The sequence below is a fragment of the Priestia sp. JSM ZJ58 genome (genome assembly GCF_044383985.1).
GTDB classification, from domain to species: Bacteria; Bacillota; Bacilli; order Bacillales; family Bacillaceae_H; genus Priestia; species Priestia zanthoxyli.
The window spans coordinates 1658415-1683407 of the sequence record NZ_JBISEM010000001.1; the positions used below are offsets into that span (position 1 = coordinate 1658415).

Sequence of the window (24993 nt, forward strand, 5' to 3'; positions counted from 1 at the left end):
CTCGTTAAAGTTTTTTTCGTAAGAATGAAGAAAGCTCTTGAAGCGTCTCTTCGTTTCGGCGATAGTATGTCCATTGACCGTGCCGAATTGACTCTAACAAACCTGCTTTTTGCATCATGGAAAGATAGCTGGATACTGTTGACTGAGACAGCTGAGCTTTTTCTTGAATATCTCCCACGCAAACACCGCCTCTGCTGCTGACCTCCTTAGGCAAATGTGCTTGTTTGTCTTTAAAATGCTTTTCAGGTTCTTTTAACCACTCTAATATATTTAATCGAGTTTCATTAGATAATGCTTTAAAGATATCAATAGGTTTCATACTTATTATTTTATTCGTCACAGCTCAGATGTCAAATGTTCAAGTTTGCATTTTATAGCTAAATAACTAGCAATGGGTTGAATTATAACAGCTGTGAACAAAAAGTCAACTTATAATAGGGTATAAAGAAGAACGTTTTATCCAGCTGCTTTTCTATTTATATAAGTAGAAAGTATCTTATTTTTGTGAGTAGAACAGATGACATATCCCTTATTTTTTAAGGGATAGTTTAGTAAAATAGAAAAAAGTGAATAACAAAAGAAGCTAGTCTATTTACTCAGGGGGAGGGCTGCATATGCAAGGGAAAACAAAACAAGTGCGCTTTCGTAATATGGTAGCGTATGGATTTGGGGATTTATTTGGCGGAGGATCCTTTTTTATTATCGGCACATTATTTATGGTTTTTTTAACGGATGTAGTCGGGCTTTCTCCTGTAGAAGCAGGAACGATTGTAGCTCTTGGAAAAGTGTGGGATGCTTTGTTAGATCCAACCATTGGGTACATATCTGATCATCTTCAGACAAAAAAAGGACGAAGAAGAGTCTTTTTTCTTTTTGGAATCATTCCAGTTGCCATCACGTTCAGTATGCTGTGGATTCCTATTGAAGGCTCACATATGTTTAAATACTCCTATTTTATCTTAGCCTATCTTTTATTCAACACGGCGTTTGGTATGGTGATGGTTCCTTACAACACGCTAGCAGCAGAAATGACGACAGATTATAGTATTCGTTCGAAAATGACGGGAATACGCATGGTCTTTTCACAAGGGGCTTCATTTTTAGGTGCTTTTTTCCCGAAACGAATCATTGATGCGTTTCCAGGTGGACAAGGATATTTAATCATGGGCATTATCTTTGGTCTTCTTTTTGCTCTTCCATGGATTTTTGTTTACAAGGGAACATGGGATAGCGGAGAAGTAGTGGAACGAAAAAAGAAAAACGGATTTTGGTTAGAATTTAAGCAGCTGTTTATCAGTTTTGGAAGTGCATTTAAAAACAAGTCGTTTAACGTGTACCTTGCCATGTATTTAGCATCTTACATTGCAATGGATGTATTTAATGCTCTTTTCTTTTATTTTATTGCCTATTACATGCTGCGCGAAGCGATCTATGCAGATACCCTGAGCTTTGTGCAAATTACACAAGTGCTATTTATTCCTCTTGTTACGTACATAGCCATTAAGTTAGGAAATAAATTAACCTATAACTTCAGCATGGTCATTTGGGGAACGGGCATTATTTTATTCAGTTTCCTAACAACAGATAGCTCGTTAGTTCTTATTTACTTAGCGGCATTTTTTTTAGGAAGCGGTCATTCGGGAGCGATCATGATTCCATGGAATGTACTGCCATTTGTATCAGATGTAGATGAGATGATTACGACAAAAAGACGAGAAGGCGTGTATGCAGGGCTGATGTCATTTATTCGAAAATCGTCTCAGGCGCTTGCGATTTTTCTTGTTGGTATTGCCTTAAAGAATATTGGCTATGTACCAAATGCCGAGCAGTCAGCGTCTACGCTAGCCGGCTTACAAAAGCTGTTCATGATTGTACCTGCTATTTTAATTCTCATGGGAATTATAGCAACCATATGGTTTAAAATAAGTCCGAAAAATCACAAAATTTTATTAGCTGAAATTGAAAGAAGAAAAAAGGGGGGGCCGGCGACCGCCGTTACTCCTGAAGCGAAAGCGGTTTGTGAAAGTTTAACGGGCTATAAATACGAACAGCTTTGGAAAGACGTAACCATTTCAAAAGAAATTCGAGATAAAACGGTTGTTTAGCCTTTAGATTCACGAAAAAAAGTAAAATTTTTAGCGCGAGGATTCGCTAATTATATCCAATAAGAAACTTCCTCTGACGTATTGCCTTTTAACAACAATAGAAATTCTCCTGCCTATCGACTCATTTTTTAGGTGAATTTTAGAAAGGAAGAATTTCTTGCCATCAAAGATGTGCAATTTGGCACGTCTTGATAGGGTGGATTGTACAATTTATAATGAAACTAAAAACTAACCACAGGCGCTTTCAAGGCGCAGGTATAAATTAGAAAAAAGGAAGGTACAGTTTATGCCAATTCGATATGTTTGTCCACAATGCCAAGGAGCCGGTAAGAAATTTGGATTGATAAAGTGCAAAGTGTGCAACGGCGAAGGAAACATCATCATGTCTTCTAATGAGCCAGATCCAACTAAAAATAAAAAATTAAAATCATCTTCTAAACAAGATAAAGCAATGTAGGCTATTGCTAATAAAGGTATGTATGAACCCCGCTTTTCTACAAAAAAGCGGGGTTTTCTGCTAGACAGACGAACGCTTTTCTTATGATACAATAAAATAATAGATAGGGAACCGAAAGAAGGGGGAAATAGATGGAATACACCGCAAAACAATTTACGCCGCAGTTAGAAAAGCATATACATAAGGTTGAAAGGTCTATGCAAGAACTTCTTAAATCCATATATGAACAATATAAAGAAGCTTTTGAAAAAAAGGGGATGGAGATCTCTGTAGATGTGATCCGTGAAGGGGAAAATCCTTTTCACCCTGGTTATCACGCCACTATTCAAGTGGGTATTTTAGAAAAAGATGAGTTTTTAGATGGTCTTTTTATTCCTATCTGGCACTGTGTACGCACATTTTTGGGCATTCGTTCTTCGAAGAAGCTCCCAGGTAGCAAGATAACCGGAGAGCTGATGGAAGAAACAGAAGAGGAAATAACAAAAGAAGTAGTAGCCTATTTAGACATGCAGCTAGAAGATTAGAAGCAACCTGCTTCTAATCTTCTTTAAATTGAAGAAGGTGCAGTTTCTTTTTCAATTTGTCTTTTAGCACGAATAAAGGCCGTCAGCTGCTGAATTTCTTCTTGAGATAGTTCCGCACCGTCGACCGTAATTCTATGAGTCTGAGGCGATGTTAATTCGATGGGTGCATCTGAAGGAGAATGAGGTTCCTTTTCCTTACCTAGCAAGTAGTCTGTTGATGTATCAAATAGTTCTGCGATTGTAACGAGTGCTTCAAGAGAAGGACGACGATAGCCAGATTCGTATCCTGCGTAGGTGCTTTTAGCAATTTCAAGCTGGTCAGCTGTATATTGAAGAGACCATTTTTTTTCTTTCCTGAGTTGAGCTAATCTGCTTAACATTCATGACGCTCCTTTGTAGGTGTAGTATGTAAAAAACCGAGGCATTCAGCTCGCGCGCAGATCTTTGGAATCAAACCGTGAGCTAATTTACATTTTTATTCATTATATCATTGCCGTAGAGAAAAGTGTACGCGAAACGAATAATTTTTCTCTTGATTTATTGAATTTGGGTTACTATAATTACAGGTGAAGTACGCGAAATGAATATAATTTATTTGATAGATTGTCAGGTTTTTTTACAGAAATTAAGCAAAGGGGATGTCGGTTTTGAAAAAACTATTATTGTTATCAACTGGCGGAACGGTCGCTTCACTTGAAGGTGAAAATGGACTTGTTCCTGGAATGGAGCCAGATCAATTACTAAGCTACATACCTGATTTAAATGAACATTGTCAAATTGACAGCAAATCTCTTATGAATCTTGATAGTACAAATATGCAGCCTGAATGTTGGATAGAGATGGCAAAAGCGATTGAAGAGCATTATAATGAATACGATGGTTTTGTTATTACCCATGGAACAGATACAATGGCCTACACATCGGCAGCTCTTTCTTACATGCTTCAGCATTCTAAAAAACCAATTGCGATTACAGGATCTCAAATTCCTATTTCATTTAGTAAAACGGACGCGAAGCGCAATATTGCAGATGCGATTCGCTTTGCATGTGAGGAAACAGGCGGAGTCTATGTAGTCTTTGACGGTCGTGTGATTCAAGGCACAAGAGCAATTAAGCTTCGTACAAAAAGTTATGATGCATTTGAAAGCATTAACTATCCATACGTGGCGTCTATCCATGATAATACGGTGGAATATACAAAATCGGTTGGCTCTAGTAAAGAAGAGTTGACGGTTAATACATCTCTTTGTACGGATGTGGCAGTTGTCAAACTGTTTCCCGGAATTAAGCCTGAATTTTTCGATGGATTAAAAGATGTATATCAAGGCGTTGTTGTTGAAAGCTATGGAAGTGGAGGAATTCCATTTCAAGTTCGCAATATTTTAGCCAAGCTTGTTGAATTGACAAATCACGGTGTATCCGTTGTCATTACTACTCAGTGCCTTGAAGAAGGAGAAGACATGGGCATTTATGAAGTAGGCCGAATGATTAATCATGACAGCGTCGTTCGCTCAAAAAACATGAACACAGAAGCCATTGTTCCTAAATTAATGTGGGTGCTCGGACAAACCAAAGACCCTCACCAAGTGAAAAAGATGATGGAAACGTCGATTGCAGAAGATATTAATTAAAAAAGAAAGCAGGTACAGCTATGAAACAAGAAACAGCAGGATATCGTACAGAAGCTGATTTTCTAGGAGAAAAACAAATTCCAGCAGACGTATACTACGGTGTACAAACCGCACGTGCCGTAGAAAATTTCCCGATTACGGGTTATAAAGTACATGAAGAAATGATTAAAGCGCTTGCTATCGTAAAAAAAGCGGCAGCGCTTGCAAATATGGATACAAAGCGCTTATATGAAGGTATTGGAAATGCGATTGTGCAAGCAGCTGATGAAATCTTAGCAGGTCAGTGGCATGAATACTTTATTGTGGATCCTATTCAAGGCGGAGCAGGAACGTCAATGAATATGAATGCTAATGAAGTGATTGCAAACCGTGCCCTTGAAATTATGGGAGACAATAAAGGCGAATACGGTAAATTAAGTCCTAACAGCCATGTGAATATGTCTCAATCAACAAATGATGTATTTCCAACGGCTATCCATATTTCAACGCTGAACTTATTAAATAAACTTCTTGTTACAATGAATGATATGCATGATGTATTTAAACGAAAAGCGCAAGAATTTGATCATGTAATTAAAATGGGCCGTACGCATCTTCAAGATGCTGTACCCGTTCGTCTTGGTCAAGAGTTTGAAGCATACAGCCGCGTGTTAGCTCGCGACATTAAGCGTATTAGCGCGACGCGTGACCACTTGCATGAAGTAAATATGGGAGCGACAGCTGTTGGAACAGGCTTAAATGCAGATCCTCGCTATATTGAAAATGTAGTCAAACACTTAGCCGATATCAGCGGTCTGCCGCTTGTACATGCAGAGCATTTAGTGGACGCTACTCAAAATACAGATGCTTATACAGAAGTATCTGCGGCGCTTAAAATCTGTATGACGAATATGTCTAAAATTGCCAATGACCTGCGTTTAATGGCATCTGGCCCCCGTGCAGGCCTAGGTGAAATTAGCCTTCCTGCTCGTCAGCCTGGTTCTTCAATCATGCCAGGAAAAGTAAATCCGGTTATGGCTGAATTAATAAATCAAATTGCGTTTCAAGTAATGGGAAATGACCAAACGATCTCTCTTGCTTCAGAAGCAGGTCAGATGGAGCTTAACGTCATGGAACCTGTGCTTGTATTTAATTTACTTCAATCAATCAGCATCATGAACAACGGTTTCAGAAGCTTTACGGATCACTGTCTAGCAGGAATTGAAGCAAACGAAACGCGGATGAAAGAATATGTAGAAAAAAGCGTAGGGATTATTACAGCTGTTAACCCTCACTTAGGCTATGAAGTCGTATCGCGTATTGCGCGTGAAGCGATTTTAACAGGAAAACCAATTCGTGAGCTTTGCCTTCAATACGATGTGTTAACAGAAGAGGAATTAGATCTCATTTTAAATCCATTTGAAATGACGAACCCTGGTATTGCAGGAAGTTCATTATTTGATCGTCAATAAAGAGAACGGCTTCCATAAGGAGGCCGTTTTTTTTTATAAAGACATTTGCTGAATGACGCGGCGCATTTTCTGAGCTGTTGCAGCCAAGACGTCATCATTTTCAGCATATTCGGGAATTTGCGTATAAAAATCTCCGAAACACTCCTCTTTATATCTCGGAACGATGTGCATGTGAAAATGAGTTAACTCGTTAAACATACCCCCGTTTTGCGAGAGAGTAACTCCGTCTGGAATAAAAAGCGTCTTAACTGCTTTTGTCATTAGCTTCGCTGCATTCATCACGGCCAATATGTGTTCAGTATCGAATTCGTCGATTTCCACTATATGTGCTTTAGGAAGAATTAAGAGGTGTCCTTCGTTAAACGGCTTGTGGTCTAGCAGGCATGTCACAAACGAATCTTCAAATATCATATGCGATTTTTCTTGGTTATTTGCTAATCGACACCCTAAGCAACCTATACTTGGATTCCCCATCATATGTTCTCTCCTTTTTTAAGATAACTAAAGTGTAGCATGAGAGGTGTCAGGAGGAATAGATTGAAATATACACAGTTGTTTTTTCGCTTAGTAAAGAGAGCACTGGTATATGACCTGGGCTCTTTGGTTCGTTCTTTTTATTTATAGGCTTTGCTGCTTTATCTAAAATTTACCATGGTTTTAATTGTAAAATAAATATCTTTACAGTATAATGACAGTGTAACAGTTAACTGTAACTGAAAAGGGGGGATTGTTTGAAAACATATACAGGCAAGCAAATTACGGAATTATTAAACAATGAAGGTGCGGACTTGAACCTGCGTACGGTGCGGTATTACACGCAAATAGAAATTGTTCCTCCGCTGGAGCTAGTGGGAAATAAGCGCGTCTATACAGATCAGCATGTTCATTACTTTCGAGCCGCTTTAACATTATCAAAAGCAGGGGAGTCACTAGCTTCCATTCAAGAAACGCTGCGTTCAATGAGTGTGGAAGAAGTGAAAAGTATAGGTGCGCAGCTCCCTCTTTACCAAAGCAAACAAATTCAAAATCAAGAAATGCATCAAGTCAATGAAGATGTGTTTGTCGCTATGAATCGGAAGTTATCAGCAGACGTACGGCAAAAAGTAATTGAGTCTGTTACTCAGATTTTAAAGGAGCATTCATCGCATGATTAAATTAGCGGTGGCAAAATCAGTAATGGAAAAAGAAGAAGGAATGAACCACCTATGTATTACATTTGAACGATCGCAAATAAAAGTTAAAAACATCACGATTGATATTCAGCTGCCCGAAGGTTTGTTCAAAACAAGAAACTTAAATGGGTACTGTGAAAACCCACAAGGACAAATCGAAGTAAAACATATTGACGATGAACCTTTATTAATAGAGCTCTACACGGAAGAGACCGTTTTATATCCACAGGCAGAGATTGCAGTTGCGGTGACTTACCGCGATGAACACTTGCATATACAGCAAGAAAGACATTCTCTAATGATTAAATTTACCGATGAAGATTTGATAGGGGATTCATTTTTAAATCAAGAAGTCAGTGCAAAAGTAAAAAAATTTGCTCGTATTAATTCAGTGGAAAGAGGCGGTCACATGAACTTAACTCCCTATGTAGTAGAACAAACAAGTAAAGGAGAGCGTGCCTATGACATTTATTCAAGGCTGTTGCTCGACCGAGTGATTATGCTCACAGGTGAAGTTACGGATGAGGTGGCTACTAGCATTATCGCTCAGCTTTTATTTTTAGATGCAGAAAACCCAGAAAAAGATATTAGCATTTATATTAATTCACCGGGAGGGTCCATTACAGCGGGCATGGCTATTTTTGATACGATGCAGCTTATACGTGCAGATGTAAGTACATTGTGTATAGGGCTAGCAGCATCTATGGGCTCAGTTTTACTAGCGGGCGGTCAAAAAGGGAAACGTTTTGCTCTTCCTAACAGCGAAGTGATGATTCATCAGCCGCTAGGAGGAGCAAAAGGACAAGCAGCTGAAATTGAAATTCGAGCGAAGCGTATTTTGCGCTTAAAAGACCACCTAAATGAACTTCTGTCTGAACGAACAGGACAATCGCTGTCAACGATTAATAAAGACACTGATCGAGATACATTCTTTACAGCGGATGAAGCAAAAGAATATGGCTTGATTGATCAAATTTTAGTTCATCAATAAGGAGGATACCATGTGGAAAAGTCAAATCGTTACTCAGTAGAATATGAATGGGGAAACGTGATTTATTACCAAGAAGTAGAAGCAATGACGATACACGAAGCAAAAGAATACGTTCAACATACAAAAGTAAACGCCGCTATTCGCGCTGTTCATGTCATAGAAGATGTCGAATCGTAACGAAAAACTGGATCCTTTCGGGGATTCAGTTTTTTTGAGCAAATGAAGCAGGGATTTATAGGAAGAAAAGAGAATGCAAAAAGAGATTTAAAAACGAGCAGCTGGTAGCATCATTCAGCAAGAACATCTCATTTCAATTACAAAAAGAAAGGTAGATGTAAATGAAAAAAGTATGGTCTGGATTAGTAGTTCTCATTGCTATTTGTTGGGTGATAACAGGATGTCAGCAAAGCAGTGCTTCAAGCGGTACTGTTGAACAAAAGCTCGTAATCGAAAAATACATAGCCGATAATCAATATGGCCATGCGGTTAAAATGAAAGACCAAAATCAAGTGCAGAAAGTGCAGCAGTGGTTAAAAGATGTATCCTGGAGAGAAGAAAAAGCTGAAATGATTCGAAAACCTAACTACATTCTTCACTTTGAACCGGTAGAAACCAAAAAGGATATAAAGGTACAATCTTATCGGATGTGGGTCAACTTAGACAACGAAACCGTTGAATTAGCTACAGATACACACTACGCACAGTTAAAGGGCAAACAAGCAAGGTCATTTATTGAACTAGTAGAACCGAAATAGAAAGCAGCTATAAAACAATGTCCAATGAAAGCTGAAATTTGTTCATATTGAAGCTATCTTCACCGATATGCTTGAGGATCTCGAAGGGACAGAGCTACTCATTACTAACGCGCTTGATATGAGGATGTAGAAATATTAAATGTCAGAGGTGACAAGCAGCAATTATTAAATGTAGCCATAAAGAATTACACTTACAGGTAGGTCCATTATTAAAACATTTTGCTATAAGAAGTAAGGGAAAAAGAGAAATCAAGACGCTGATTTCTCTTTTTTATTTAGGCGTGTCGATGATTATTATTTCCGCGCATTTTGCGTAAAACAAAACTCACAATTAAAACTAAAATAACAGCACCAATAATTGCAGGAACAATTGCGAATCCGCCGATCTCTGGACCGAAATCTCCAAAAATTAGAGAGCCTAACCATGCTCCAATGAACCCAGCGATGATGTTTCCGATAATTCCACCTGGAACATCTCGTCCTGTTAACACACCAGCAAGCCAGCCGATAAGTCCTCCAACAATAAGCGTCCAAATAAATGACATATACCTAACCTCCTTTTTATAGGGAATTCCTTTTCAGTCTTTCCTAAAACACATTTTGTCATGCGACATGCTTGCTGCAAACCCTTTTGCATTTTTTCATCTATTTATCATATATGCTAAAATAGTCTAACTTCAAATTGAAATGTTATGTATGAGAATTCACTGTGAAAGTAACGATAAAATGAAAGAGAGAAGTTCAGCTTATGTACGTTTTAGACTAAATTTAGCTCATTCTATTCGCAAAAAAGGACATCCGGTTTATTTTTAAAAGCTTTTTCCCTTAGTTTTACTTTTTTCAACAGTATTTGTGATATCATTTTAAGTAAACAAATTCTTAACGGGAGAACAATATGGAGTCATTATTATTAGATAAAAAGCTTAAACACATTACGAATTTAATTCTAGAAAAAAAAGAAGAGTTCTCAAAACAAAAACAAGATGAAGACAAAGATATTCAACAACAGTTAGAACCGTGGCGCGTTCATTTAATTAAAATATACGCTGATTCTGTATCAACAAATGATACGAAAAACTTTGAAGTGCTTGAGGAATGGGGAAGAGAAGTAGCGAATTTACTCGTTACTCTTCAGCTTCCGTTAGATGTAGCATTAGAAGAAATCAGTTATTACCGAAATATTATCGGGGAAATTATTAAAGAAGAAGCAAAAGCTGAAACGTTTACGTTTGATGCCTTCTATCAAGTTATTTCTCGTTTCAACTTAGTAGTGGACAAGGCTGTGCACTGGGTTAGTAAATCGTATATGACCGACTTTGCAAACAAAATTCAATCGGCTCGCTATGCAATTGATGAACTTTCAATTCCTGTGGTACGCATTACGAAAGAAATTGGCGTGATTCCTCTTGTTGGCGATTTAGATACAAATCGTGCTCAAATTTTAATGGAAAATGCCCTTCAGCACGGCAGCGAGTACAAGCTAAATTGGCTGATTATTGATTTATACGCAGTTCCAATTATTGATACGATGGTAGCGGACCAAATTTTCAAAGTAATCGGTGCTTTAAAATTATTAGGAATTCAAGTAGTTTTAAGCGGTATCCGTGCTGAAATTGCTCAGACGATGGTGAACTTAGGGTTAGATTTGGCTGATATTACAACTTTCAGTAGCCTTCACCAAGCAGTGGAATATGTTAATCAAGCGGACTAATATAAAACAAAAGCCCATGAGTATGTAACCATATCATGGGCTTCTATTGATAGAAGAAAATTTGAAGTTTATTTAATAAAGCATCTAATGATTGACTAACTTGAAGTGTGTTAGGACTTGTCATTCCTTCACGGACAGCCGTTTGAATCATCAACGTTCGTGTCTGTTCGATCTCTTCTATTAGTATTTGGTGCATAGATTTGTCTTTTTGATGGGTTGAAAGCAGCATGTTAATTCCTCTTTTTTATAGTGATTATGGTTAAATTAACATTAATAGGTTTATTTTTCAATATTATGAAATTAAAAATAGTAAATTTCAAGAATTTTTCATATGAAAAAAGAACCTCTTTTTCAGCAGAGGTTCTTTTTCTAATATAATAATTTATTATGCATGTTTATGACTACCACGCATTTTTCTCATAATGAAACTTACGATTAATACTAAAATGATTGATCCGATAATGGCAGGAATAATAGCAAATCCACCTACAACTGGTCCGAAGCTTCCAAAGATAGCTGAACCTAACCAAGAACCTATAAAACCAGCAATAATGTTACCAATAATACCTCCTGGAACGTCTCTTCCCGTAATTAATCCGGCAAGCCACCCAATAATACCACCTACAATAAGTGCCCATAAAAATGACATAAATATCATCCTCCTTTTTAATGATGTATTGCTTATATAGGTTAGTACCCCACTTAAAAGAAAACTATTCATACAATAACAAAAAAATTAAAAAAACTTGGAAAAGGACTTAAGAACTGGGATAGAGTCATAGAAAATAGACTAACTAGTATATAATAGAAAAAGGAACATAATTTAGAAGAGAAAGGAGACATGAAGTGAAAATAAAAAATCAAAGCGATATAGTAGAACAACACTTGATTCAGCACTGGATGTATTTTCAGCATACGAAGAAATCTGTGAAGGTGGATACACCAGAAATGAAATGGATTTCTGCATCTCCTTATAATCGCGGTATATATGCAGGAACCCGTCATATTGAGCCTGCGTTAGAGATATGTTCTTCGGAAGGGGAAGAACCTCTATGGATTGTTGGTCCATCTTCATATGATAACCTTGGGCCAGTTCTTCATAAAAATGGATTTGTTCCTTATGAAAAATGGATCGGAATGATTCAGCACATTCAAGAAAAAGAATACGTACACACAGGAGTAGAAGAGTTTCAATGTAAGCGAGTGCACACAGAAGCTGAATTGAAAGAATGGATTACGGTATACATAGATGGCTATCAAAAACCAAAAGAATATCAAGCTGACTTTCTTGAAAGGTTTAGGGAGCTTATGCAGCACACTGACCAATATCACTTATATTTGGGTCTTTATCATAACCGGCCAGCTGTAGCTGGGTCTCTCTTTTTTTATGACGGTACAGCGGGTTTGTACTGTATCACTACAGCTAGACATATGAGGAGAAAAGGCCTGGCTACCGCCTATTTGAAGGAAGTTCTTACTGAAGCAAAAAAACAGGCAGATACGTGTATTTTGCATGCTACAAGTGCAGGAAAGCCAGCCTATGAAAAACTTGGTTTTACAGCGGTTAACGAATTTGATGTATACAGATGGAGAAATAGAGATGGAAAATAATGTGCTGAAGCTTGTGAAACAAGAGACAAAATTCGACAAAATTTTAAAAAAGTGTAGCTTCCACTTCGTTTTTGGTGTATCCTAGGAAAAAGCAGCAGTATGAGCTAGTGTTGTACATAGAACACAGATAAAAGGAGTCATTATGAAACATTTTTTTAAAACGAGCACGTTTTGGATAGGTTTAGTTGTCGGAATCGCGCTCACATTTGGGGGATATTTTACTGTTACTAGTATTTATGATTATTATTTAGGACGAGAACAGCTGAAAGTATTGACTGCCTCTCAGAAAAACCTTCAAACTGCTTTTAAAGAGTATAATCAGCTTATGGCCGAAAAAAAAACTAAAAAGCAATTTATCAATGAACTCGATGATATTTCAAATACGATAAACTATGAATATAATGAATTAGCTTCCCTTGATCCTACGATGAAAACGATGTATAAGCATACGGGCGTCATCGATGATATGGAACTGATGATTGATAATATTGATAGCATTTATGAATTAACGATGAATGATCATAAAGACGCAACAAAACCGCTTCAAACCTACGTATCTGATTTAATGGAATATGTAGAAAAAGATATGAAAAAAGAAATAAGCATGCTAAGTAAATAGAAAAAAACAGCTGTCTAAACAAATAGGCAGCTGTTTTTTTGTTGATTATAAAAGGAATCTTTTGCTTGCAGGCGAAAGATTATACTATGCACCCACTCACTTACGTGCACCACGTTCACAAAAAAGGGAGGACATAGTATGAAAAAAGTGGTGATTATCCTATTTAGTTTATTTTCATTAGCCGCATGTCAGGTTCCTACAGCTGAAACGCTTGAAGATCCTTATCCACCCGCTATAAAAATAATAGCCGAAGGCAAAGAAGCCATCATCAAGCCTTTATTTTTTTGCTGGACCGAATGTGAAGCTGATTTTGGCGAACGAAAAAATTTTAGACAAATTGTTATGAAAGATAGTATTCCCGTCTCTCAAGATGGTCAAGTGTCCATTGAAATAGATGGTAAAAAACCTAATGCGCTTTATTACAAACAAATTCGCAATCAGTCTATCTATGAAAACATAATAGAAAAAAAGGACATAAAAAAAACAGCTGCTATTACAGTAGATTCTACCTCTCGCAGTGATCGGTATATACTCGTAGCGGACTGGAAAGATAACAACGGTGAAAAGTTAATCGGGCGCGTCTACTATACTCCAGTAAAATTTGAAACGCCATAGATATGGCTCTCTATGCTGTAATAGAGAGCCATATGTTTAACTAATAGAATTAAGCGCCTGTGCAAGAGAAGAAGTAGTCTTGACCTGTTCAAATGAAAGCCCTAAGCGAATTGCAGTTTGAGAAATTTCCGGTCGAATTCCAGATAAAATGGTTTGCACCCCGATCAAACGAAGAGCTTTTACCAAATTAAAAATCTCTTGTGCCATCATCGTGTCAATCGTAGCTACACCGAGCAGGTCAATACATAAATGTTCAACGCCTTTTTCCGAGCATTGCTGAAGCGTGTTTTCTAAAATAAACTGACTTTTGACCGTTCCAATATCCCCCACAAGAGGCAGAAGGGCAACTTTGTTTTGAAGCATGATAACAGGAGAACTTAATTCATTAATTAACTCTTTCTGAGCGTTCAGCTGTTCTTGCGTATTCTTATGATATTCTTGAATAAAGATATAAATAGATAGATCAAAGGCTTTAACAATAATGTCATACCACATAAATATCTTATCCACGCTTACCTCTTCTGGGTGCAAAGAGATAAACTTCTTTAAGTAATTAACGACAATTTTTTGTGAATTAAAATATTCTCGAACGATAAAGTGAAGAGGCGTACTTAAATGCTTTGGATCACGTGCAAGTTCGACCGACCACTGCTGGAAATCGGAAAAAAAGTATTCCTCATCTTTTATAAATACGTCAAATAAATGCTGAAAATAATCTTGATTTTGCTGCTTCAGTTCTTTCACAATTACTGGATTTTTACTCGAATACACGGAGAACTCGTTTTCATCGTCGAGCTGATTGTACCAGTCTTCAGTTAATTGAAGAGAATGTTCTTTAAAAAAATGATATAGGTCCTGATTTCTATGCATGAAGACTCTCCTTACATATGTATAGTCTAATTGTTTTATAAATAAAGGCATAAAAGCATCCACTGACATAGAGTGCGGATGCTTATAAATAAATCCATTATGAAGCGCATTTATTTTCCTATACGCCTTGTTTTCCCCAACTGTAAACTCTCAAACCCAATTTATTAAAAAATAAACATTTTTTAACTAACATCTTCATGCATTTTAACTCTTTTTCATAAGGCATCACTTCTTGCGCTTATAGCTTTAGCTTCGGTAAGGCATCTTTAATGCTTTGATAGACTAAAATAAAGGACATATCATCTTCTATAGTGCTCATATGTATGGCCATGTTAGGGGAAATTCCGGTTAAAACGAGCTGAGTTCCCATTAGCTTCAGCCAATTGTAAATATTAAGAATATCACGGCCGAATGAATCGTTAAATCCAGCTAACCCTGAGACGTCTACGATTAAGTAACGATCTTTGCTGCTTGTGTTACGCGAGGTGAAGCTATTAAATAGCATTTCTATACGCCGCTCGTTTAAAGTTCCGATTAATGGAAGAACAGAGATTCCTTCTTCTATTGGCACGATAGGAGTGGATAGCCTTTCCACTTCTTCTAAAGCTTGCTGAAGCTGTTCCTGGGCTGTAATCTCTATTGTTACGTCTTTTTGAACACCAATAAAGTAGTATTTATCTTCTTCCTCTACATATGTCGGGTCAATCGTTAGCTGATTATGAAAGAAAGAGCCGTCTTTTCGATAATTCACAAGCGTAACAGAAACTGACTGATTGCGGCTGATAGCGCTGCGAATTTCATCAACGTGGTGCGGGCTTGTAAGAGGCCCTTGTAGAAAACGGCAATTTTCCCCTAATACTTCTTCTTCCTTATAGCCGGTCATAAGGGAAAACCCTTGGTTGAGGTAAATAATTGGATTATCAGGTAAAGAAGGATCCGTCACGATAATACCAGATTGCGAACTATGAAGGGCTTTATTTAAAATGGACCATTTTGAATCTTGAGCTTCAGGTGTAGTCAATGCATTCCCTCATTCCTTGGAATTTTTATAAAAATATTGTGACATAAACACGTTTAAAAAACAATTTTCGACGCGTTTGCTTCTAGAGAAAGAATGAAGATAAGGAAAAATATGTTATAATAGTTTTGGGGGGCAAAGGGAGTGTGAACAAATGTGATAACTATCAATTTATTTAACGTTAGTTTCTTTGTGATGGCGCTAGTAGGCTTTATTCTCATTTTTTGTTTGCGTATAAAGTTTAAGCGGCCACTGTCATTCTTTAAATGGTCTTTTTTGTTCGGAACGGTGCTGCTGTTGCTAAGTTTATACTTGTTTATGGCGACCAGCCAATATATTCATTTGATATGCAATACAATCGGCTCAGTTATGACAGCGCTCTATCTTATCAGTATTATGGTGGGAACAGAAGAGTCATAAATACATATGTTTGAAAGTCTATTGAAAGTGGAAGATAAGTAGAAATGCTTAAAAGAGAACGAGACGAACTTACATTCTTTGAGCCGAAATGATGACAACTGGAAAAACACCTCGGTAAAAAATGCCGAGGTGTTTTTCGCAAATAAAAGGGAAAGGAGAATATTTAAAGAAATACTAGTCATGTTTTACTGAGTGTAGTAAAATAAAAAGTTATTATTCTATTTTTATATTGTTGCTATTGGCAACATGTGTTAGTCTAAAAGTGGTATACATTTTAGGCGATCTTGAAAAAGAGAGACGAGAAGCTTTTATTCAAGTTTCTTAAAAGCTTTACGTTTACTGAGGTGAAACAATGAAATCTCAAGTACAAAAATTTGTAGGCTATTTATTAGCTGGTGATCAAGACAGCGCTTGGGAAGTTGTGCTGGAAGAAATCCAACAGGGAAAGAACAGCCTAGATATTTATGAAAATTTAATTACAACCGCAATGCGAGTAACTGGAGATATGTGGGAAGAAAATATCATTTCTGTAGCTGATGAGCATGTTGCAACTACGACGTGTGATTATGTGCTAACTCGCTATCGCTTTTATAAAAAAATTCAGGGACACGCTTCAGACACTGCTCCAAGGGCACTGCTTCTATGCTTGGAACAAGAACAGCACTTCATTGGTTTAAAGATGGTGGCTTTATTGTTTGAGGAACATGGTTGGAATACTCGCTTTTTAGGGGCCAATCTACCTCTGGAATACGCTGAGAAAATGGCTATAGAATGGAAGCCGCACATGGTAGGATTATCTGTCAGCATTCCTTATCATATTGAGAGGCTTGCTGAATATACCAAAACTTTGGACAAATTAGAATCAAGACCAACAGTAATGGTAGGAGGGCGTTTAGTTTCTCAAATTGATTTCCGTTCTTACTGTTCTGAGCATACACGCCTAATTCCGGATCTTTACCAACTAAATAACTGGTTAATCAGTTATCACAAAGGAGTGGAAGTTAATGTCGATGCTTGAATATGTTCCAATTCCTTACTTTCTAGTGGATACTGAATTTAATATTTTGGAATGGTCGCAACAATCAGGTCATTTATTTAAGCCTTCAGCTAATTTTTTAGATCTTGTAGACGTATTTAGTCAAGAAAAGGCGAGAAAGTTTTTAAGCTTGCGCCAAAAAGATTCTCGAGAATTGTCTGTAGACGAACCCCATGATGAGCAAACGCTTGTCCAAAGCCGAGGCCAGGCTATTCAGAAAGTAGAGCTTGTGATGCAAACCAATGATTCGCCGTATTCACTGTTTGAATGCTTAATTCAATGGGATAGTGATATAGGTCATTTAGTTTGTATTCGCCAAGATGAACGTATACAAGAGCTAACGAATCTTGTTCAAGACCATCGGAAACGATTAGCAGATACAGATTTTGAACTGCTTGAACAAAAAGAACGTCTCGAAAAATCATTACAAAAAATTAAGCAATTGTCCGCTTCTTTTATTAAATTATCCTCTAAAGTAGGGCTTATACCTCTTTTTGGAGACTTAGACACAGCTCTTGTAGCTGAAAATACGTCCATTTTGCAAAACTTTGCACATGAAGGAAATTACACCACGCTTCTATTTGACTTTGGGGGCCTAGATATATTAACAACCGAAGGAATTCAAGCTTTTGCAGGCTTTATGCAGTCCTTCTATCTTATGGGGATCACATGCTATATTATTGGCATGAAACCGCACCATACGGCTGCTTTGAAAAATAGAACCTTTGGTGATCAAATTATTTATATGAATAACCTAAGTGAAATTATTGCTGTGAATAAAAATGTGAGTTAAAAGGGTGGAGGAGAAGAAAGTTATTCTTCTCCTCTTTCTGTATACACTTCTTTTGTTACAATTAAACATTTATTAAATCACATACTTGAAGGGTTTAGTGAGTTTTGAAGAATTGAGTCCGTCATCTTGCATTTAATAATTGATTTATTTCCACATCACATGACAAAAAAATTGAAGAAAATAGCAAAGATGACTAAAAGCCTCTTCCTAATGAAAGAAGAGGCTTTTTTGTTAAGAGTTTGCTGACATCGTATGAGACGGCAAAATGATGTCTTGGTCTACTAGGAAGGATAAAAGTTCTCGTGTAGCATATGACATATAGCGATCTTTTTTCAAAATGATGCCGAGCTCCCACATTGGAGTAGGTGCAGCAATTGGAATACTTTTAATAAAAGGGTTATTGATCTTCGGAAACACGGACTTTGGTAAAATGGCAATACCTAATTCAGAAGCGACTAGTTCAATAATCAAATCCCATTGAGAACTTTCGTACGCTATTTTTGGATGAAAACCCGCTTGAATGCACTCATGAATAATGCGATCATGAAGAGAGAAATCTTTGCTGAACAGGACAAACGGCTCTTCTCTAAGCTCGCTCAAAGCAACGATTGATTTGGCTGCCAGCGGATGCTCATGATGAATGTATAAATTAAACTCTTCTTCAATAAACGGATAGACGTGAAAAAGAGGGTTTTGAATAGGCAATACGATAATGCCAAGGTCTACTTGTTCGTTTTCTACAAGTTCGACAATTCGCTTTGCGCCAAGCTCCACAAGCTCTAATTTCACCTGAGGATGTTTTGATGTAAAGTTTTTTGCAATCATCGGGAAAACGACAGTCCCTACTAAAGGAGGAATTCCTACTTTAATATCTCCTGTAGGCAGATTTCGTAAATCATCTAACAGAGCATGCAGCTCGTGAAGAGTGGATACCAGCTTTTGGCTTTGCCCGTACACAATCTGTCCTGCATCGGTTAATGTCAGCTTTCGAGTAGAGCGATCAAAAAGGTCTACGCCGAGTTCTTCTTCTAGTTTCTTTACAATTTTACTTAATGCTGGCTGAGACAAGTGAATCGCAGCTGCTGCTTTCGTGAAACTTTTTTGATTGACTACTTCCATGAAATGTTGCAGTTCTCGAATATCCATAAATTCTCCTCACTAGTATTCTTAGTTTTCATACTATTTATTCTATTTATCTATTTTACTTATGATTCAAATAAATGTAAACTCTTACATAAGGAAGTGAATAGTGATTCATCTAAAAATAGCACATCAAATTCCTCTAAATACGTTAGAAACCCGCATATTTGTAAGCGTTAACAAAAAAGTACCCTCGAAGAAAATCCTAAAAAAATATTTTTTTCTCCCGTAAAACACAGCCGCGAGCGCAGAAATAACACGTGTTGAAATGTTCATTTTGTATACTGTTCTGACAATTAAGAAAGAGGAATAAAATGGTATAGTGCACCACTAAGGTGAGTCTATTCATTCTGCAAACGAGCCGTACATAAAAAAAAGGGCCGGTTTGTTAAAAATAATTGGGGGAGTGGTTGAGATGACATATGTTAAAGGACTAGAAGGAATCGTTGCAGCTGAAACAAAAGTAGGGCATGTTGATGGAGAGAAAGGTCAGCTGATTTATCGCGGATATTGGGCAAAAGATTTGGCCATCAATTATTCTTTTGAAGAAGTTTCTTATTTAATTTGGAACGGTACGCTGCCAAATCATGATGAGTTAAAAGCATTTAAACAAGAGATGGTGACTCATCGTACGCTTCCAGCTAATATTGTTGCGTTAATGGACTGTTTGCCAAAAGACACAGAAGTGATGAGCGCGCTTCGCACATGTATCTCGGCGTTAGGAGACCCTTCATACAGCTGGCCTCCGACAAAAGAGCAGGCGCTTGCGATTACAGCGGTAACACCTACCATTATTGCCTATTGGTATCGTAAAATGAATGATTTAGAAGTAGTAGAGCCTAACGAGCATTTGGATCATGTAGCAAACTATTTATACATGATTAACGGAGAAATTCCAGATCAAAGTTTGGTTACGGCGCTAAACGCCTATTTTGTTTTGACAATTGAGCATGGAATGAATGCCTCAACCTTCTCATCACGCGTTATTTCATCTACCGAATCTGACATGGTTTCAGCTATATGCGGAGCAATTGGCGCGATGAAAGGTCCGCTTCACGGAGGAGCTCCTTCTGGTGTTATTACCATGTTTGATGAAATTGGAAGTGAAGAGAATATTGAGCCTTGGGTTCGTAAAAAATTAGATAATAAAGAGAAAATCATGGGATTTGGTCATCGCGTTTATCGTACACATGACCCGAGAGCAGAAGCATTAAAAGAAGTATCGAAACAAATTTCAGGAGACAACGGGCTATTTGATTTAATTGTTAAAATTGAAGATAAAACCATTGAGTTACTCAATGAATACAAGCCGGGGAGAGGCATTTATACCAATGTAGAATATTTCGCTGCAGCGGTTATGAAAGCGGTTGAGCTTCCGTCTGAACTATTCACTCCGACCTTCACAGCAAGCCGTGTAGTTGGCTGGACAGCTCATGTCGTAGAGCAGTCAGAAAATAATCGTATTTACCGACCGCAGTCTGCGTATATAGGTTATACGCCAGTTGAACAAAATCAATAAATAAACTCGGTTTCACCTAAAAAACGTCGGTAGATCCGACGTTTTTTTCATATGGTTAAATATATTCTTTTTGAGAATAAAATCGCTTTAATAAATAGAATAATCCGACTGCTAAGCATAAACTTGCTGCAGCTAAGCTAGAGGTAATCATGGCGTGTTCACCTTCGGTCGGGGTATGTGAAAGTTTATAGCTGCTGTAGCATAAGAGAGCTGTGATACATAAACAGCAGGAGCTAATCAATCCATACCGCTTTTTGAACCCAATAATAGATAGTAATACAATCAAATAAATCCCGCTCACCATCATCATAATTGGAAACTGAGGGTGGAATTTAATTGTATATAACAAATAATCGATGTGAGAATAGTGATGAACCGCCGAGGACTTTGTTAGCCCTCCGGTCAAACTAGCTGATAAAGGTCCTTCAAGCATCGAAGAGCCGTTGTACCAAGTAGCGACTGAGGAAAGTAAAAAAACAAAACAACTTGCAAATAGCTGCGTCATACATTTTATTGACACGTATAGAAAGCTCCTCTCAATAACCATCTTTTGTTAATACAAGTCCGAAAATTATTATAGCAGGTTTTGAAAGTAAAAAAAGCACTATTGGAATGGTTTCATAAAACGTTCATATTTCAAAAGGTTTGTTTTTTCAAAAGAAAGGGAAAAAAGGTGAAACGGAAGATATGAATAGAGGAGAGAGAAAGATGAAGGCAGCAGTGATTTTGAATCCAAACGCAGGAAACAAAAAATTAGTAAATGAAATTGACTTTATATGTGATCGGTTAAACACAGCATTTGAGGCGGTTACTTTATATAAAACAGAGCAGCCTGGAGATGGTGCCGAGCTGGTAAGAAAATTGGAAGGCGAAGCGGATGTCATTATTGGAGCAGGAGGAGACGGGACGATTTATGAGTTGATCAACGCTCTTGCTCCGCTGAAGCAACGCCCTGTATTTGCTATTTTACCCGGAGGAACGTGCAACGACTTTTCGCGTGCAATCGGAATGAATCAAAATCCTTTAAAAGCAGTGGAGCAAATTATTGAAAAGCAGACGGAAGCAGTGGATGTTGGAAAACATGGCGAAGATTATTTTTTAAACTTTTGGGGAATCGGTCTCGTAGCTGATGTATCTGAAAATATTTTAGAAGAAAATAAAGAGAAATTTGGTAAGCTCTCTTACTACATGAGCGTAGGTAGAACGTTAAATCAAGCAGAGCCTTTTCAATTAAAAATGACGAGCGAAAAAGCTTCCTATGAAGGAGAAGCAGTTATGGTGTTAATTGGGAACGGTCCTTTTTTAGGAGGAACTCGCGCTATGCTAGGAAACAGCTCATTTCAAGACGGATTATTAGATGTATTCGTTATTAAAGAAATGGGAATCGAGCCGGTTATGGCATGGTTACAAACAACTCCTGATGAGGAACAGCTTGACCCTGAAAGCAACCTTATGCATTTTCGGACAAAAGAAGTCCATATTGAAACCACTCCTGAAAAAACGGTAGATTGTGATGGAGAAAAAGAAACGACAACACCTTCAACGATTACGGTTCTCCACAATCACATAAATATGATAGTAGGAAACAAATAAAAAAAACGCTGAAACTTCAAGCGTTTTTTTTATGAAGACAGCCATCGCGGAGAAGTGAAGAGCATAATCATTATGCTGCTCATCGTAATAACAAGCATGGAGTAGCAAAAAGCTGTAAATCCGATAATATGTAAGCCCACTATCATAATCGTACTGTCTAAGATAAAAATGGTTATTCCTATATTGATTTTCCATTTTTTTGATACAATAATAGCGATTAAATCCAGACCGTCCGAACTGATGCCGTAGCGAAGCATCAGTCCTATTCCCATTCCTACGAGTGTGCCTCCAAGCAATGAGCTAAAGATCAAAGGAAGCTCCAGCGTGCCTTCGAGAATAGACAGCCATTCTGTCATAAAAAAAGAAACAAACAAACCTATACTTCCATAAAAAAAGTTTTGGCGATGACGAAAAAAAGCATATAAATAGACAGGTACGTTCAAAAAGAAAATGGACATTCCGATAGGAGTTCCAAACACATAATATACGATAAGCCCAAATCCTATAAGTCCACCGTCTAGTAAGTGATACGGAGCAATAAACCCGTTTAGCCCTAGTCCAATTAATAAGCTGCCACAGCAAATCGAAACCACTCTCGAAAAAATATTCCTCACCCTATACGTTAAATTTTAATGGGAGTACTCGTCCATCTATGTATATGACAAGCTTAGGTTATTTAGAAGTAAAGAAGAAGAAAAAAGAAAATTATGTAAAAAGTATTGATTCTATAACTCTGATATTCTATAGTTAATCTAACTTCGTTTTCACGACAATTTCTTGATTTTTTACCATACTGTTTAACTGTTTGTATTTTTTAATATATAAAAAAGTTGTGTTCTGTAAAAAGCATACGATTGTAATAAGTCGATAAAAGCAAGCCGTTATATAAAGGGGTTGATTACGTGTAGGATTCTCTTTCTTTTCAGTCATACTAAAAAGAAAGAGGGATTGTCGTGAAAAATCGTTCCGTACTTTTTTTATGGTTTGGTCAAAGCCAAGCTAATTTAGCAGATGTATTATATATTGTTGCGTTAATAAGCATTCTTTACGCTCAAAATAGTTCTCCTGTGCTGCTTTCATGCATTCCGTTTACCATTACGGCTGCTAAGTTTTTGAGCAGTTTTACGGTGCCTTTTCTTATAGATCGCTACAGAGCTAAGCGTATTCTTGTGGTGTCTCAGCTGTTAAAAACCAGTGTTTTGTCTATGTTTTTCTTGTGGCATATGTCGCTTATCAGCATGCTGTGCTGCGTGGCGCTTATTGCTTTTTTCGATGGGTGGGCAGCTCCGGTTCAAAGCTCTATGCTTCCTCATTTAGTAGATAAAGAGAAGCTGTTAAAATGGAACAGTATGTTTAATGTCACGGATCAAACGATTCAAATTGCAGCCTATCCGCTTGGAAGCTTTCTGATTATTAGCTGGGATGCTACCGGCCTTTTATGGCTGTCATTTTCGTTATTTAGTTTGTCACTCATATTCATGCAGGCCATTCGCATGAACGTTCATTCTTCTAAAACAAAGCAAAAACAAGGGTTAAAAGAGGGATGGAAGCTAATTTGGCATTATCCGCGCCTGCGGGTTTTATTAGTCATGGAGGTTTTAGAAGGGATGGCTGCCGGCGTTTGGGCATCAGCTATTGTCTACGTGTTTGTGAAAGAAATATTAAATAAAAATGAAGCTTGGTGGGGATATATTAACAGCAGTTTTTTTGTTGGAACGGTTCTTGGTGGTTTCGTTTTGCTGAAGATTTCAGTTGAGCAAGAGAGAAGTCTTTATCATATCGTAATACTAGGCAGTCTTTTTTCAGGTTTCTTTACATTATTGTTCGGAGTGATATCTGTGCCGTTTCTTTCCCTTTTACTTAGTTTTACTATTGGCATTGCCCTTCAAATAAGCGCTACGTGTTCTTACACGCTTACACAAACGGCCGTTCCTTTAGAAAAGCTTCCTAAGGTGCTTTCCGCTACGCTGAGCGTTTCATATGTGACGTTTGGGCTTTCGGTGCTGCTGCTTGGCGCTGTTGCTTCGCTAAATGTGACGGCGGCGTTTCTAACGGCAGGAGGACTGATTGTAATCAGCGGCTGCGTAGGTTTATTCTTACGAAATTATGCGCTTGCTAACTAAAAAAGGTTGCTGTTTGCAACCTTTTTTTAAAACAGCGTATTTTCTCTCCTCAACCATAAGCCGTATAAGGTTGTTTGCTTTAAATATCCCCTTGTGTAAAAGTAGGGAGCTTTTCACGAAAACGAAAGGAAAAAAAGTATAGCTATCGAATTATGTTAAGAGCGTTGAGCTAAAAGGAGTGATTAAATGGTTGTCATTCGACAGGCGGTTGAAACTGATCGAGAGCGACTGGCTACGTTAATGCAAGAATATATAGTGAAATTCTGCGAGCAGCCTGACCCTTCCCGGAAAGCTTTAACTTTACATATTAAGCGTCTATTGAATAATCCTTCCTACGGTATCCAGTTTGTTGCTGAATTGGAAGGGAAACTAGTAGGTTTTGCGACGGTGTACGTATCGTGGAGCACCCATTATTTTAAAGAAACAGGCGTCTTAAAAGATTTGTACGTATCTCCTTTAAACAGAGGAAATAAAATTGGTGAACGTTTGTTTAAGATTTGCCTTGCCTATTCTCAAAAGTATGAGTTTGCAGGAATGACCGCTGAGTGCAGCAGTGAAAATAAAGTTGCTCAAAACCTTTATCAAAAAATGAACGGTAAAGAAAATGAAGGGGTTCAATACCGTTTTTTTTAAGAGAAGTACAGCTTTTACTTTTAAGACTTCTACTAAATGGCAAAAATATGTTATAGTATGAAAAGTGAAATTGATGAAAATGTCGGTGGGCTATATGTTAGATGATCGTATCAATAGTAGGGAGAAGTTGGACTAGCTGTTTGAAAGGCGGCCATCCTATTTTTAGTATAGCCGCAAGGAAGGAGCAGGACCTTGAAAAAAAATCC

31 protein-coding genes are annotated in these 24993 nt (G+C 37.5%); 20 read left to right on the top strand and 11 right to left on the bottom strand.

The window, feature by feature from the left end; all coding sequences use genetic code 11:
- Nucleotides 1-4 precede the first annotated feature (4 nt).
- Nucleotides 5-319 carry an ArsR/SmtB family transcription factor gene (locus ACH6EI_RS08875; RefSeq protein WP_013083854.1) on the bottom strand — a complete coding sequence of 105 codons (315 nt, stop codon included), beginning with the start codon at nt 317-319 and terminating at the stop codon, nt 5-7.
- Nucleotides 320-614: 295 nt separating this feature from the next.
- On the opposite strand from ACH6EI_RS08875, the gene ACH6EI_RS08880 reads away from it, so the two are divergent.
- From ACH6EI_RS08880 to ACH6EI_RS08890, 3 genes are all read left to right on the top strand, one after another.
- Nucleotides 615-2105 (top strand): MFS transporter, encoded by a 1491-nt coding sequence (locus tag ACH6EI_RS08880; RefSeq protein ID WP_028414389.1) that lies wholly within the window; start codon nt 615-617, stop codon nt 2103-2105.
- Between the two features lie 286 nt (nt 2106-2391).
- Nucleotides 2392-2562, top strand: a complete 171-nt coding sequence (locus tag ACH6EI_RS08885) for a hypothetical protein (RefSeq protein ID WP_013083852.1) — start codon at nt 2392-2394, stop codon at nt 2560-2562.
- A 131-nt stretch (nt 2563-2693) separates the two neighbouring features.
- Nucleotides 2694-3086, top strand: a complete 393-nt coding sequence (locus ACH6EI_RS08890; protein ID WP_028414388.1) for a hypothetical protein — start codon at nt 2694-2696, stop codon at nt 3084-3086.
- A 23-nt stretch (nt 3087-3109) separates the two neighbouring features.
- On the opposite strand, the gene ACH6EI_RS08895 is transcribed toward ACH6EI_RS08890, so the two are convergent.
- Nucleotides 3110-3466 carry a helix-turn-helix domain-containing protein gene (locus ACH6EI_RS08895; protein ID WP_028414387.1) on the bottom strand — a complete coding sequence of 119 codons (357 nt, stop codon included), beginning with the start codon at nt 3464-3466 and terminating at the stop codon, nt 3110-3112.
- A 267-nt stretch (nt 3467-3733) separates the two neighbouring features.
- Between ACH6EI_RS08895 and ACH6EI_RS08900 the strand changes: the two genes are divergently transcribed.
- Both ACH6EI_RS08900 and aspA read left to right on the top strand, forming a co-directional pair.
- The gene (locus ACH6EI_RS08900) at nt 3734-4717 is read left to right on the top strand and encodes an asparaginase (RefSeq protein WP_028414386.1); all 984 of its coding nucleotides are present in this window, start codon (nt 3734-3736) and stop codon (nt 4715-4717) included.
- A 20-nt stretch (nt 4718-4737) separates the two neighbouring features.
- Nucleotides 4738-6168 carry an aspartate ammonia-lyase gene (gene aspA, locus ACH6EI_RS08905; RefSeq protein WP_014459383.1) on the top strand — a complete coding sequence of 477 codons (1431 nt, stop codon included), beginning with the start codon at nt 4738-4740 and terminating at the stop codon, nt 6166-6168.
- Nucleotides 6169-6201: 33 nt separating this feature from the next.
- On the opposite strand, the gene ACH6EI_RS08910 is transcribed toward aspA, so the two are convergent.
- Nucleotides 6202-6645 carry an HIT family protein gene (locus ACH6EI_RS08910; protein WP_081732903.1) on the bottom strand — a complete coding sequence of 148 codons (444 nt, stop codon included), beginning with the start codon at nt 6643-6645 and terminating at the stop codon, nt 6202-6204.
- A 254-nt stretch (nt 6646-6899) separates the two neighbouring features.
- Between ACH6EI_RS08910 and ACH6EI_RS08915 the strand changes: the two genes are divergently transcribed.
- The 4 genes from ACH6EI_RS08915 to ACH6EI_RS08930 all read left to right on the top strand — a co-directional run bounded on the left by ACH6EI_RS08915 (nt 6900) and on the right by ACH6EI_RS08930 (nt 9086).
- Entirely contained in the window at nt 6900-7322 is a 423-nt protein-coding gene (locus ACH6EI_RS08915) for a MerR family transcriptional regulator (protein ID WP_028414384.1), read from the top strand.
- Nucleotides 7323-7749: 427 nt separating this feature from the next.
- Entirely contained in the window at nt 7750-8331 is a 582-nt protein-coding gene (gene clpP / locus ACH6EI_RS08920; protein ID WP_028414383.1) for an ATP-dependent Clp endopeptidase proteolytic subunit ClpP, read from the top strand.
- A 12-nt stretch (nt 8332-8343) separates the two neighbouring features.
- Nucleotides 8344-8508, top strand: coding sequence for a hypothetical protein (locus ACH6EI_RS08925; protein ID WP_165573521.1), 165 nt, complete (start codon nt 8344-8346; stop codon nt 8506-8508).
- 161 nt (nt 8509-8669) lie between these two features.
- Nucleotides 8670-9086 (top strand): YhfM domain-containing protein, encoded by a 417-nt coding sequence (locus tag ACH6EI_RS08930; protein WP_028414382.1) that lies wholly within the window; start codon nt 8670-8672, stop codon nt 9084-9086.
- A gap of 275 nt (nt 9087-9361) precedes the next feature.
- Here the strand turns inward: ACH6EI_RS08930 and ACH6EI_RS08935 are convergent, their stop codons facing one another.
- The gene (locus ACH6EI_RS08935) at nt 9362-9631 is read right to left on the bottom strand and encodes a GlsB/YeaQ/YmgE family stress response membrane protein (RefSeq protein WP_013083843.1); all 270 of its coding nucleotides are present in this window, start codon (nt 9629-9631) and stop codon (nt 9362-9364) included.
- Nucleotides 9632-9981: 350 nt separating this feature from the next.
- On the opposite strand from ACH6EI_RS08935, the gene ACH6EI_RS08940 reads away from it, so the two are divergent.
- Nucleotides 9982-10797: an STAS domain-containing protein gene (locus ACH6EI_RS08940; RefSeq protein WP_028414381.1), complete on the top strand. Its 816-nt coding sequence runs from the start codon at nt 9982-9984 to the stop codon at nt 10795-10797.
- A gap of 43 nt (nt 10798-10840) precedes the next feature.
- Here the strand turns inward: ACH6EI_RS08940 and ACH6EI_RS08945 are convergent, their stop codons facing one another.
- Nucleotides 10841-11026: an aspartyl-phosphate phosphatase Spo0E family protein gene (locus tag ACH6EI_RS08945; protein WP_099331122.1), complete on the bottom strand. Its 186-nt coding sequence runs from the start codon at nt 11024-11026 to the stop codon at nt 10841-10843.
- A 156-nt stretch (nt 11027-11182) separates the two neighbouring features.
- Nucleotides 11183-11446 (bottom strand): GlsB/YeaQ/YmgE family stress response membrane protein, encoded by a 264-nt coding sequence (locus ACH6EI_RS08950; RefSeq protein WP_013083841.1) that lies wholly within the window; start codon nt 11444-11446, stop codon nt 11183-11185.
- A gap of 197 nt (nt 11447-11643) precedes the next feature.
- On the opposite strand from ACH6EI_RS08950, the gene ACH6EI_RS08955 reads away from it, so the two are divergent.
- From ACH6EI_RS08955 to ACH6EI_RS08965, 3 genes are all read left to right on the top strand, one after another.
- Nucleotides 11644-12408: a GNAT family N-acetyltransferase gene (locus tag ACH6EI_RS08955; RefSeq protein WP_099331121.1), complete on the top strand. Its 765-nt coding sequence runs from the start codon at nt 11644-11646 to the stop codon at nt 12406-12408.
- Between the two features lie 142 nt (nt 12409-12550).
- Complete coding sequence (locus ACH6EI_RS08960; RefSeq protein WP_014459392.1) at nt 12551-13027, top strand: hypothetical protein; 477 nt, start codon at nt 12551-12553, stop codon at nt 13025-13027.
- A 138-nt stretch (nt 13028-13165) separates the two neighbouring features.
- Nucleotides 13166-13642, top strand: coding sequence for a hypothetical protein (locus tag ACH6EI_RS08965; protein ID WP_099331120.1), 477 nt, complete (start codon nt 13166-13168; stop codon nt 13640-13642).
- 36 nt (nt 13643-13678) lie between these two features.
- Here the strand turns inward: ACH6EI_RS08965 and ACH6EI_RS08970 are convergent, their stop codons facing one another.
- Together ACH6EI_RS08970 and ytvA are read right to left on the bottom strand one after the other, a co-directional pair.
- On the bottom strand, nt 13679-14512 hold the full coding sequence (locus tag ACH6EI_RS08970) for an STAS domain-containing protein (protein WP_028414377.1): 834 nt from the start codon (nt 14510-14512) through the stop codon (nt 13679-13681).
- Between the two features lie 238 nt (nt 14513-14750).
- A complete protein-coding gene (ytvA, locus tag ACH6EI_RS08975; protein ID WP_028414376.1) occupies nt 14751-15533 on the bottom strand; it encodes a YtvA family blue-light photoreceptor in 783 nt (260 codons plus the stop codon).
- A gap of 153 nt (nt 15534-15686) precedes the next feature.
- Here ytvA and ACH6EI_RS08980 point away from each other — a divergent pair, with 153 nt between their 5' ends.
- From ACH6EI_RS08980 to ACH6EI_RS08990, 3 genes are all read left to right on the top strand, one after another.
- On the top strand, nt 15687-15950 hold the full coding sequence (locus ACH6EI_RS08980; protein ID WP_081732902.1) for a hypothetical protein: 264 nt from the start codon (nt 15687-15689) through the stop codon (nt 15948-15950).
- Between the two features lie 352 nt (nt 15951-16302).
- Nucleotides 16303-16968 (top strand): cobalamin B12-binding domain-containing protein, encoded by a 666-nt coding sequence (locus ACH6EI_RS08985; protein ID WP_028414375.1) that lies wholly within the window; start codon nt 16303-16305, stop codon nt 16966-16968.
- Complete coding sequence (locus tag ACH6EI_RS08990; protein ID WP_014459398.1) at nt 16955-17779, top strand: STAS domain-containing protein; 825 nt, start codon at nt 16955-16957, stop codon at nt 17777-17779. The genes ACH6EI_RS08985 and ACH6EI_RS08990 overlap by 14 nt, the downstream gene beginning before the upstream one ends.
- 231 nt (nt 17780-18010) lie before the next feature.
- Here ACH6EI_RS08990 and ACH6EI_RS08995 read toward each other — a convergent pair whose 3' ends face one another.
- Complete coding sequence (locus ACH6EI_RS08995; RefSeq protein WP_013083830.1) at nt 18011-18925, bottom strand: LysR family transcriptional regulator; 915 nt, start codon at nt 18923-18925, stop codon at nt 18011-18013.
- A gap of 409 nt (nt 18926-19334) precedes the next feature.
- On the opposite strand from ACH6EI_RS08995, the gene ACH6EI_RS09000 reads away from it, so the two are divergent.
- Complete coding sequence (locus ACH6EI_RS09000; RefSeq protein ID WP_028414374.1) at nt 19335-20438, top strand: citrate synthase/methylcitrate synthase; 1104 nt, start codon at nt 19335-19337, stop codon at nt 20436-20438.
- 55 nt (nt 20439-20493) lie between these two features.
- Here ACH6EI_RS09000 and ACH6EI_RS09005 read toward each other — a convergent pair whose 3' ends face one another.
- Nucleotides 20494-20958: a DUF4306 domain-containing protein gene (locus ACH6EI_RS09005; RefSeq protein WP_223260182.1), complete on the bottom strand. Its 465-nt coding sequence runs from the start codon at nt 20956-20958 to the stop codon at nt 20494-20496.
- 188 nt (nt 20959-21146) lie between these two features.
- Here ACH6EI_RS09005 and ACH6EI_RS09010 point away from each other — a divergent pair, with 188 nt between their 5' ends.
- Nucleotides 21147-22031, top strand: a complete 885-nt coding sequence (locus ACH6EI_RS09010) for a diacylglycerol/lipid kinase family protein (protein WP_028414373.1) — start codon at nt 21147-21149, stop codon at nt 22029-22031.
- A gap of 29 nt (nt 22032-22060) precedes the next feature.
- Here ACH6EI_RS09010 and ACH6EI_RS09015 read toward each other — a convergent pair whose 3' ends face one another.
- A complete protein-coding gene (locus tag ACH6EI_RS09015; protein ID WP_028414372.1) occupies nt 22061-22624 on the bottom strand; it encodes a YitT family protein in 564 nt (187 codons plus the stop codon).
- A 360-nt stretch (nt 22625-22984) separates the two neighbouring features.
- Between ACH6EI_RS09015 and ACH6EI_RS09020 the strand changes: the two genes are divergently transcribed.
- On the top strand, nt 22985-24154 hold the full coding sequence (locus ACH6EI_RS09020) for an MFS transporter (RefSeq protein WP_028414371.1): 1170 nt from the start codon (nt 22985-22987) through the stop codon (nt 24152-24154).
- A gap of 186 nt (nt 24155-24340) precedes the next feature.
- Nucleotides 24341-24787 carry a GNAT family N-acetyltransferase gene (locus ACH6EI_RS09025; RefSeq protein WP_028414370.1) on the top strand — a complete coding sequence of 149 codons (447 nt, stop codon included), beginning with the start codon at nt 24341-24343 and terminating at the stop codon, nt 24785-24787.
- Nucleotides 24788-24993: the final 206 nt, after the last annotated feature.